Source organism: Cereibacter changlensis JA139, assembly GCF_003034985.1.
Taxonomy (GTDB): Bacteria; Pseudomonadota; Alphaproteobacteria; order Rhodobacterales; family Rhodobacteraceae; genus Cereibacter; species Cereibacter changlensis.
Window position 1 is genome coordinate 1 of the sequence record NZ_PZKG01000140.1, and the last position, 9,170, is coordinate 9,170.

The window sequence follows — 9,170 nt, forward strand, 5'->3', positions numbered from 1 at the left end:
GACCGGGTCGAGGCGCCGTGGCATGTGGTTCGCGTCGGCGCGCGGGTGGAGTTCGTCTGCGCCCCCGGCCCGTTGAAGACCGGGGCCGAGGCCATGGCTGCGCATCACCCGGATGTCGAGCGCGCGCTGCATCTGGCGCTTTTGAACCGCGGCTGCCTGATCGCGCCGTTCCACAACATGATGCTGGTCAGCCCGGCCACGCGAAAGCGGCAGATCGACCGGCTGATCAGCGCCTTCGATGAAATCCTCTCCGACCTCTTTGCCTGAAAGTCCGTAACGAATGACCCTGACCGCCAGCCCCTCGGGCTCCACCGTCGCCGAGGCCGAAGCCTTCCTTGCCGCCCATCCCGAGATCGAGGCCTTCGACATCGTGCTGCATGACGCCAATGGCATCGGGCGCGGCAAGATCATCCGGCGGCACGAGCTCCTGGCTTTCTACAAGGGCGGGCGGCATCTGCCGATCTCGATCCTCGGCCTCGACATCTGCGGCGAGGATGTGCACGAGACGGGCCTCATCTGGGATCAGGGTGACGGAGACCTCAGGGCCTGGCCGGTGCCGGGGACGCTGGCGCCACTGCATGGCACCACCCCGCCGCGCGGCGAGGTCTTCATGTGCATGTATGACCTTGAAGGCCGGCCGATGACCTCGGACCCGCGCCACGCCCTGCAGCGGCAGGTCGAGGCGATGGCCGCCGAGGGCCTCTTCCCCGCCGCCGCCTTCGAGCTGGAGTTCTTCCTGCTGGCCAATGACCGTGGCCCCGACGGCAAGGTGCAGCCCGCGCGCGACGTGCTGGACGGCCGGCCATCCAGCAAGACCGAGGTCTATTCGGTCGATCACCTGCACGGGATGCTGCCGCTCTTCTCCGACATCTATGCCGGAGCCGAGAAGGCCGGGATCAAGGCCGAGACCATGATCTCGGAATATGCGCCGGGCCAGTACGAGCTGACGCTGCATTACCGCACCGACATCCTGCAGGCCGCCGACGATCTGATGCGGCTGAAGCGGATCGTGCGGGCGCAGGCGCGGGCGCATGGGGTGACGGCCTGTTTCATGGCGAAGCCGGTGGAAAGCTACGCCGGGTCGGGGATGCACCTGCATGTCTCGCTTCTGGACCGCGAGGGCCGCAACGTCTTCGTCGAGGAGGTCGAGGGCCAGTGGTCGCAGCCGATCCTGCACGCGCTCGGTGGGCTGCGCGCCACGATGGGCGAATCGATGCTGGTCTTCGCGCCGCATGCGAACAGCTGGCGCCGCTTCGCCAGCCAGAGCTACGCGCCGGTCTCGCCGACTTGGGGCGTGAACAACCGCTCGGTGGCGCTGCGCATCCCGGCGGGCGACATCAAGGCGCGGCGGATCGAGCATCGCCCGGCGGGGGTGGACAGCAACCCCTATCTGGTCGCGGCGACGGTGCTGGCGGGCATCCGCCACGGTCTGGCCCACAAGATCGACCCGGGCCCCGAGACCACCGGCAACGGCTATGCCGACGGGCAGGACGCGCCGCCGATCCCGGTGGACTGGCGCGGGGCCATCTTCGCGGCCCAAGGGTCGGACTTCCTCAAGGACGCGCTGGGGCACGAGATGCACCGCACCTTCACCGCGATCAAGGCCTCGGAATACGCCCGGGTGGCGCGGACGATCTCGGAAGTGGATTTCGATCTTTACCTGCACACGGTCTGAGGCTTCTGGATTGTGCCTCCCTGCTGGATTAGGCTCCAGCGCCATGGCCCCGCCGCAATCGGATCTTCCCCCCCAAGCGTCTCCCGGCCCCAGCGCCTGGAAGAAGATCCGCCTGCCGGTGACGGCGACGGCCGTGGCGATCTGCGTCGCCACCATCGTCGCCCTGTCGCTGGACACGAGGCTGCGCATCCTGCGGCTGGACGACAGCCGCGAGGACCGGCTGCACTGGCTGATCGACAGCACCCATGACGACGTGCTTGAGCTGGACGTGGCCCTGCTGCAGGCCCGCCTCGCCCCGCAATCCGGCCTCGCCGAGGTGCGGCGGCGGTTCGGCGATCTGGAGCAGCGGATCCGCGAGCTGGACGAGGCCCCGCGCGCCGCGCCGCTGATCCACCGCGACGGCCATGCCGAAGGCGTCGAGTTGCTGCGCGGCTTCCTCGCCGACACGGCGCAGGTGGTCGACGGCCCCGACCCCGCGCTCGCCACGGCCCTGCCCGGCCTCTCGGCCCGGCTGCAACCGCTGGTGGTGATGAGCGAGGCGATGCAGACCCGCAGCGCCAGCGCCGCGCTCCAGGGCTACAGCGCCGAACAGGTGCGGATCGGCGGCGCCCTGCTGCGGCTGGTGCTGCTGACGGTCCTGCTGGTGGTGGTGCTCAGCGTGCTGTCGATCCAGCTGCTGCGGCTCTATCTCGGCTCGAAGGAGCGGGCCGAGGAGAACCGCCGCACCAGCGCCCGGCTGGAGACGATCTTCGCCACCTCGGCCGACGCGATCCTCGTCACCGACCTCGAAGGCCGGGTGCTCGACTGCAATCCCGCCGCCCAAGCGATGTTCGGCTATCCGGCCGAGGCGCTGCTGGGCGGCGTGGCGATGACCCTGCTGTTCCCGCCCGACGTGGTGGCGGCGCAGCGCAGCCAACTCGACCGGGCGGTGCGCAGCGCCAGTTCCACCGCCGCCAATCCGCTGCGGCTGGAGGTCGAGGCGCAGCAGGCCGACGGGCTGCGCTTCCCGGTGGAGGTGACGCTGGCGGTGGCCCCGGTCGTCTCGGGCAGCATCGTGGTGGCGCTGGTGCGCGACATTTCGGCCCGCCGCCGCGCCGAGCGCGAGCTGACCGAGGCGCGCGACCGGGCGCTGGCGGGCGAGCGGGCCAAGGCGAATTTCCTCGCGGTGATGAGCCACGAGATGCGCACGCCGCTGAACGGGCTGACCGGCTCGATCGAGCTGATGGCCCAGACCCCGCTCGACGCCCGGCAGCGCGAGCTGGTGCGGGTGCTGTCGACCTCGGCCGAGATCCTCTTGGACCATGTGAACTCGGTGCTCGACATCGCCCGCTTCGAGGCCAACGCGATGGAGGCGGTGACCGTGGCCTTCGAGCTCGACCGGCTGGTCGCCGATTGCGCGGCCAATCAGGCCGGGCTCGCCGCCGCCGCCGGCAACCGGATCGAGCTGCGCAGCCCCGGCGGGGCACTCGGCATGGTGATGGGCAACCCGGTGCGGCTGCGGCAGATCCTGTTGAACCTGCTGAACAACGCGGCGAAATTCACCCGCAACGGCCGCATCACGGTAGAGACCGTCACGCTGGCCGGCGACGGCGACCCGATGGTCGAGATAAGAGTGATCGACACCGGCATCGGCATCGCCGCCACCGATCTGGAGCGGATCTTCGAGGATTTCGTCACGCTGGACAGCGGCTATGACCGGCGCTCGGGCGGCACCGGGCTCGGCTTGGGCATCTCGCGCCGGCTGGCGCGGGCGATGGGCGGCGATCTCGGCGCCCTGAGCATGCCGCACCGGGGCAGCCGCTTCTGGCTGCGGCTGCCGCTCTTGCGCCCCGAGGCCGCCGACCTGCCGCCGCCGGCGGAGGCCGAGCCCGCCCTCCCGGCGGAGCAGCCGCAGCCGGGAGGGCTGACGGTGCTGATCATCGAGGACAATGACATCAACCGCTTCATCGCCCGCAGCTTCATCGAGAGCGAGGGGCATGCCGTGGTCGAGGCGGCCGACGGCATGACCGGGCTGATCGAGGCGCAGCGCCAGGCCTTCGACGTGGTGCTGACCGACATCAGCATGCCCGGGCTCGACGGCTTCCAGGTGGCGCGGCGGATCCGCGAGGGCGGCGGGCCCAGCGCCCGGTCGCGCCTCATCGCGCTGACCGCGCATTCCCTCTCCACCCATCAGGAAGAACTGCGCGACTCCGGCCTCGACGCCTTCCTGCAAAAGCCCGTGGGCCGCGCCGAACTCCTGTGCAGCCTGCGCCCCGGCCCGACTCCCGCCCCCTCCCCCGAGGACCAGCCGGAGCCGGAGACCACCCCCGCCGACCCGCCGGTGCTCGACCCCTCGGTGCTGGACGAGCTGCGCGACCAACTCGGGCCGGTGGCGGTGATGGCGCTGATCCGGCAGATGCTGGGCGACGGCGACATGATCCTGCAGCGCATCGCCGCCCTCGGCCCCTCGCCGGAGCCGGCGGCGCTGGCTCCGCTGGCGCATCAGTTCGCCGGGGCGATCGGCACCTTCGGCGCGCATCCGCTGCACCGGCTGTTGCGCCGGATGATGCAGGCCGGTCGCGGCGGCGACCGGCCCGAGGCCGACCTCGCGGCGCTGCCGGGGCTCTGGCAGGCGACGCGGCTGGCCTTGCAGCGGCAGGCCGACCGGCTGGCCCGGCAGCCCGACTAGGAAACCGCCGGCGCCAGCGCCGCCCGCAGCGCGGCGGCGATCAGCCCGGGCACGCGGTCATCGAGCCCGACGGGCGGCAGCAGCGGCCCGCGGAACCCGGCCTCGGCCAGGGCCTGCGGCAGGTCGTCGACGACATGCCCACCGCGCGCCGCGAAGAACGGCAGGCAGAGCGCGTCGGGCATCGTCGCCGCGACATGGACGATCTGCGGGCTCTGGTCGATGAAGGCCGCCTCGCAGCGGTCGAGCCCCAGCTCCTCCCGCAGCCGCGCCGCCATGGCGATGGCGATATCCGACGGGGCCGGGCTGCGCGACGACCCATGCGCCGCCAGCAGGATCTCGCGCGGCCCTTCCGGGCGACGCTCCAGCGCCTCGCGGGCGAGGGTGACGGTCAGATCAGCGATGGCCGGATCGGTGCCGAAGGGCTCGACGATGCGCCAATCGGCCCCGCCCGCCTCGGCCAGCCGCTTGGGCAGCAGCGTCCGGGTGAACCAGCCCCCGGCCATGAACAGCGGATAGATGAGCCCCGGACGCCCGGCCGCCGCGATCCCCTGCGGCAGCGCCTCGGCCTCGGCCAGCGTGGCCGAACCCACCCGCCAGCCCGGCAGATGGGCGGCGACCTTCGCCGCCAGCGCCGCGATCTCCGCCGCCGCCGGGGCGGGGTCGGAGGGCTGGCCATGCGCCACGATCAGCGCGGTCTCGGGGATCTCTGTCATGCGGTCGCCTCCGGTTCGCGGCAGTACCTAGCCGCCGGAACCGCCGGAGCAAGCCCCGGCGCGCCGGCTTCGCGCGCCGGGGCGCAGATCACGCCGGATCGGCGATCACGTCCTGCCGCTGCTGGCCCAGCCCCTCGATCCCCAGCTCGACCACGTCGCCGGCCTTGAGGAACTGCGGCGGCTTCATCCCCAGCCCGACGCCGGGCGGAGTGCCGGTGGAGATCACGTCGCCCGGATGCAGCGTCATGAACTGCGACAGGTAGCTGACGAGGTATTTCACCCCGTAGACCATGGTCTTCGTCGAGCCGTCCTGCATGGTCTTGCCGTTCACCGTGAGCCACATCGGCAGGTCCTGCGGGTCGGCCACCTCGTCGCGCGTCACCAGCCAGGGCCCGAGCTGGCCGAAGTTGTCGCAGCTCTTGCCCTTGGTCCACTGGCCGGAGCGTTCCGACTGGAAGGCGCGCTCGGACACGTCATTGGCCACGCAATAGCCCGCGACATGGGCCATCGCCTGATCCTCGGTGACGTATTTCGCCTTCGTTCCGATGACGATGGCCAGCTCCACCTCCCAGTCGGTCTTGACCGAACCGCGCGGGATGAGGATCGGGTCGTTCGGCCCGACGATGGCCGAGGTCGCCTTCATGAAGATGATCGGCTCCGGCGGCACGGTCGCGCCGGTCTCGGCGGCGTGGTCCGAATAGTTCAGCCCGATGCAGATGAACTTGCCGGTGCCCGCGACGCAGGGGCCGAGCCGGGTCCCCGGCGCGACGATCGGCAGCGTCGTCAGATCGGCCTTGCGGATCGCCTCCAGCCCCGCGTCCGACAGCACGTCGCCCGCGATATCGCCCACCACCGAGATCAGGTCGCGGATCGTGCCGTCTTCGGCGAGGATGCCGGGCTTTTCGGCCCCGGCGGGACCATGGCGCAGAAGTTTCATCGTTGTTCCTTTCAGGTATTGGCCCAGCCGCCGTCGATCACATGGGCGACGCCGGTGGTGTAGCTGCTTTCGTCCGAGGCGAGATAGACCGCCAGATGCGCGATCTCCTCTGCGCGGCCGATCCGTCCGATGGGCTGGCGGGCGATGAAGGCGGCCCGCGCCGTCTCATAGTCCCCGGTGTCGCGCAGGCGCTGTTCCAGCGAGGGGCTGTCCACCGTGCCGGGGCAGATCGCGTTGCAGCGGATGCCGCGGGTGATGAAATCGGCGGCGATGGCCTTGGTCAGCCCGATCACCCCGGCCTTGGTCGTGCCATAGACGAAGCGGTTCGGCGCGGCGATGATCGAGGAGGCCGCCGAGGACATGTTGATGATGCTGCCGCCGCCCCGCTCCAGCATGCCGGGCAGGAAGGCGCGGCACATGCGATACATCGCCGTCAGGTTCAGGTCGAGGCTGAAGGCCCATTGCTCCTCGTCGCAGTCGAGGATGGTCCCCGAGGCGACGAAGCCCGCGCAGTTGAACAGCACGTCCACCGGCCCGGCGGCGCTCACCGCGGCGGCGATGCTGGCCTTGTCGCGCACGTCCAGCACGCGCACCTCCAGCCCCTCCTCGGCCAGCGCCGCCAGCGCCGCCTCGTTCACGTCGGTGGCGATCACCCGCGCGCCTTCGCGCGCCATGGCCAGCGCCGAGGCCCGCCCGATCCCCTGCCCCGCGGCCGTCACCAGCGCGGTCTTTCCCTCCAGCCGTCCCATGTCGCCTCCTTCTCCCGGGCAGGCATCGCCCGCCCCCGACCGATTGGTCGCGATTTTCACGCCGCGGTGCAAGACCCGCGGCGCGGGATTGCCCCATCCGGGCGGCATCCCGCAGCCGCCTCCCGCGGCGAGTCATGCACAGCCAAGATGCCGCACCCCCCGCGCCCTCGCTTGACAGGTCCCGGGTGGGGATCAATGCTTAGCGACAGATTAACGTATCGACGTAAGGTTGGACGACCGCAGGCGGGCGGCGCGGCGGAGGTTCGGGGAACGGGCGGTCGGCGGGGCGTATTGCCGCAGGCGGCGTTGCGCGGGGACTGCGCGCTTGTTTCACCGGGAACACAGGATTAAGGGCGAGCCATGGCGCAGGATATGAAACACAGCGTCTCCGGGGCGGAAGCATCGCTCGCCTGCTGGTGCTACCGCAGCCTTGCGCTGCCCGGAATGAACCTTCCGGACATCCTGCGGCTGACCGAACAGGCCCAGCGCGGCAACGAGCGGCTCGGGGTGACGGGAGTGCTGTTCTTCAGCGCCGGACGCTTCCTGCAATGGCTGGAAGGCCCGGCGGAAGCGGTGGAAATGCTGATATCGAAGATCCTCCGCGACGGGCGGCACAGCGAGATCGAGATCCTGTCGCAGGAGACGGTGACCCGCCGCCGCTTCGGCGACTGGCACATGCAGCTGAGCTGCACCGAGGATGAGGCCGCGCAGCTGTCGCAGGGCGAGCGCGGCGAAGTGATCGTCGTAGACCCGGCCGCGCTGCCGGGCGACGGGGCGGCAAGCAATGAGGGGATCTTCGCGGTGCGCCGTTTTCTGAGCGATGTGAGCGATACGCAGGGCCTGCCGCAGGGCGCAGTGCAAGGGACGCAGGGCAACGTGACCAGCCTCGCGCTGCGCGCCGTGCCGCAACGGGTGGCGCAGCGCGTACTGCTGGCCGACCGGGCGGCGGCGCTGACAGCCCTCCTGCTGGGGCCGAACCCGCTGGGCCAGCTGGACGCCATCGAGGTGCAGTTCCGCGACCACGGCCCCTCCCCCACCGATTTCGCCCGGCTCTACGAAGCCTACGCCGAGGCGCTGACCGAAAGGATGGCGCAGGAGGACGGGCCGTCGATCATGCAGGTCGGCCTCGCCGCCGCCGCGCTGCAACTGGTGCTGCGCCGCCTCCACCACCTGCCCGACCCGCAGAAGAGCCATGGCGCGGTGACCGTCGCCGCCGCGCCCGGAGAGACCCGCTTCCTCGAGGCGACGATCTCGGGCGAGATGCTGCGCGCCGCCGGCTGGTCGACCCAGGTGCTCTATCCCCAGACCGATGACGAGCTCATCGAGCGGCTGAAGCAATCCGAGACCCGGACGCTGGTGCTGGCCGCCAGCGTGCTGGACCCGGCGCATCACGACGCGCATCTGGAGCGGCTGATCGCCCGGCTCGCCGCCGATCCCGGCCTCGCCCGGCTGCGCATCGTGGTCAGCGGCCGGCTCGCCACGCGCCCGGCGCAGGCGCTGGTGGCCATGGGCGTGTCGGGCTGGTTCGACCACCTGCTCGACGTGACCGCCGCCGTGGTCCGCGTCGCCTGCCCGGACGGCGCGGATTGCGGCGGCATGCGCGCCTGCCGCCAGCCGGGCGCCGCCTGCTGCGCCAAGCGGATCAACAGCAGCTTCCTGCTGGCCAATGTCATGCCCTCGGTGGCCGAGCGCATGGTCGGCCGCAAGCTGCAGAGCGCCTAGACCTCCACCGCCACCCGGCCGATCGGGTTGGAGCAGCAGGCGAGGATGTAGCCCTCGGCGATATCCTCGTCCGAGATGCCGCCGTTGTGCACCATATGCACCTCGCCCGCGGTCTTCTTGATCTTGCAGGTGCCGCAAAGCCCGAAGGTGCAGCCCGACGGGATGTTCAGCCCCGCCGCCCGCGCCACCAGCAACACCGTGTCGGTCTGCGCGCAGGCCATGGTCACGCCCGAGGATTCGAAGGTGATCTCGGCCTCGGTCGCTGCATCCGGCACCACATCCTCGATCACCGGCGCATCGGCCTCGGTCGCCACCGGCGCCTGGAAGCTCTCCTGGTGATAGCGCGCCATGTCGAAGCCCAGCGCGTTCAGCATGTCGCGCACCGACTGCATGAAGGACTCCGGCCCGCAGCAGAACACCTCGCGCTCCAGATAGTCCGGCGCCATCAGGCCCAGCATCAGCTGGTTGAAGGCCCCCTCGTAGCCGGTCCAGACCCGGTAGGGATCGGGCTCCTTCACCGCGAAGCGCAGCTTCAGCCCCGGCACGCGGCAGGCCATGTGCTCCAGCCGCTCGCGGAAGATGATCTCCGACGGGCGGCGGGCGCAGTTGATCAGCACGACATCGGGCGCGGCGCCGAGGTCCCAGAGATACATCGCCATCGACATCACCGGCGTGATCCCCGACCCCGCCGAGATGAACAGGTGTT

Annotated in this window: 7 protein-coding genes and 1 pseudogene; 4 read left to right on the plus strand and 4 right to left on the minus strand. The window is 70.8% G+C overall.

Translation table 11 applies throughout. The annotated features are described in order from the left end of the window. From C5F48_RS19530 to C5F48_RS19540, 3 genes and pseudogenes are all read left to right on the plus strand, one after another. Positions 1-267 (plus strand): annotated as a pseudogene (locus C5F48_RS19530) (aspartate aminotransferase family protein); the annotation flags it as partial. 13 nt (positions 268-280) lie between these two features. Continuing rightward, positions 281-1,675, plus strand: coding sequence for a glutamine synthetase family protein (locus tag C5F48_RS19535; RefSeq protein ID WP_107665483.1), 1,395 nt, complete (start codon positions 281-283; stop codon positions 1,673-1,675). A gap of 118 nt (positions 1,676-1,793) precedes the next feature. Beyond that, on the plus strand, positions 1,794-4,343 hold the full coding sequence (locus C5F48_RS19540; protein ID WP_258186536.1) for a hybrid sensor histidine kinase/response regulator: 2,550 nt from the start codon (positions 1,794-1,796) through the stop codon (positions 4,341-4,343). Here the strand turns inward: C5F48_RS19540 and C5F48_RS19545 are convergent. The 3 genes from C5F48_RS19545 to C5F48_RS19555 form a co-directional block, all read right to left on the minus strand. Then, positions 4,340-5,047 (minus strand): CbiX/SirB N-terminal domain-containing protein, encoded by a 708-nt coding sequence (locus tag C5F48_RS19545; RefSeq protein WP_107665489.1) that lies wholly within the window; start codon positions 5,045-5,047, stop codon positions 4,340-4,342. The two genes, C5F48_RS19540 and C5F48_RS19545, sit on opposite strands and share 4 nt — an antisense overlap. Positions 5,048-5,144: 97 nt before the next feature. Then, on the minus strand, positions 5,145-5,993 hold the full coding sequence (locus C5F48_RS19550; protein ID WP_107665485.1) for a fumarylacetoacetate hydrolase family protein: 849 nt from the start codon (positions 5,991-5,993) through the stop codon (positions 5,145-5,147). Between the two features lie 11 nt (positions 5,994-6,004). Then, positions 6,005-6,742: an SDR family oxidoreductase gene (locus tag C5F48_RS19555; RefSeq protein ID WP_107665486.1), complete on the minus strand. Its 738-nt coding sequence runs from the start codon at positions 6,740-6,742 to the stop codon at positions 6,005-6,007. A gap of 360 nt (positions 6,743-7,102) precedes the next feature. Here C5F48_RS19555 and C5F48_RS19560 point away from each other — a divergent pair, with 360 nt between their 5' ends. After that, on the plus strand, positions 7,103-8,464 hold the full coding sequence (locus C5F48_RS19560) for a BLUF domain-containing protein (protein WP_107665487.1): 1,362 nt from the start codon (positions 7,103-7,105) through the stop codon (positions 8,462-8,464). Here the strand turns inward: C5F48_RS19560 and C5F48_RS19565 are convergent. Next, positions 8,461-9,170, minus strand: a 710-nt coding sequence (locus tag C5F48_RS19565) for a flavin reductase family protein (RefSeq protein ID WP_107665488.1), incomplete at its 5' end; no start/stop codon positions are given. The two genes, C5F48_RS19560 and C5F48_RS19565, sit on opposite strands and share 4 nt — an antisense overlap.

Bases quoted from the DNA above. Each gene is read 5' to 3' on its own strand.
- C5F48_RS19535 (WP_107665483.1), top strand. From the start codon at position 281: ATGACCCTGACCGCCAGCCCCTCGGGCTCCACCGTCGCCGAGGCCGAA.
- C5F48_RS19555 (WP_107665486.1), bottom strand. From the start codon at position 6,742: ATGGGACGGCTGGAGGGAAAGACCGCGCTGGTGACGGCCGCGGGGCAG.
- C5F48_RS19550 (WP_107665485.1), bottom strand. From the start codon at position 5,993: ATGAAACTTCTGCGCCATGGTCCCGCCGGGGCCGAAAAGCCCGGCATC.
- C5F48_RS19560 (WP_107665487.1), top strand. From the start codon at position 7,103: ATGGCGCAGGATATGAAACACAGCGTCTCCGGGGCGGAAGCATCGCTC.